This window comes from Candidatus Hydrogenedentota bacterium, from assembly GCA_016791475.1.
In the GTDB taxonomy this organism is placed as follows: domain Bacteria; phylum Hydrogenedentota; class Hydrogenedentia; order Hydrogenedentales; family JAEUWI01; genus JAEUWI01.
This window is the reverse complement of the sequence record JAEUWI010000496.1, coordinates 1-510: the sequence shown is the minus strand read 5'-3', so window position 1 is coordinate 510 and position 510 is coordinate 1. Positions and strand designations below refer to the sequence as shown.

Here is a 510-nt window from a genome sequence, read left to right as displayed (position 1 = left end):
TCACCGGCCTCCGGTTTGGGCGGCGTGAGTTTGACCGTTGGCGAGACGATGATCTTGTCGATCGGCTGGGCGCGAGATGCGGGCGCGACCTTGATGGTGAGCGTGAGCGAGCCGGCACGGCCCGTCGCTTCCACCTCCTTGACGAGTTCGGCGAACTTCTGCGTCATATCGTCGTGAGTGCGGCCGTCGCGCAGGTCTTGCAGCAGTACGGAAAATGCTTTTGCCATATCCATTACTCCTTGGGTGGGTAAATGATGCGCACCATCGCACGGTGCGCGCGCATCGAACAGACGATGCCGAGCGGGCCGCCGGCCAGGTAGGCGGCGATCTCGATGCCGCTGGCATCGGGCGCCATCTTGTAGAGCAGCAGGTTGGCCCCGCCGATCGCGAAACTGGTGACAAACGCGGCGCCGTAGTGGCCGCCGTTGACGTTCAGCGACTGCAGCCCGAGCGCGAACACGAGCGCGAAAGTGCTGGCGAACAGCGCGAGCGCGGTCACCGGCGCACTCC

General features: G+C 64.9%; 2 protein-coding genes. Both read right to left on the bottom strand.

What is annotated here, in order from left to right:
* A partial coding sequence (locus tag JNK74_30445) for a hypothetical protein (protein ID MBL7650488.1) occupies window positions 1–227 on the bottom strand: 227 nt, incomplete at its 3' end.
* Between the two features lie 5 nt (window positions 228–232).
* A complete protein-coding gene (locus JNK74_30440) occupies window positions 233–499 on the bottom strand; it encodes a hypothetical protein (protein MBL7650487.1) in 267 nt (88 codons plus the stop codon).
* Between the last annotated feature and the right edge of the window lie 11 nt (window positions 500–510).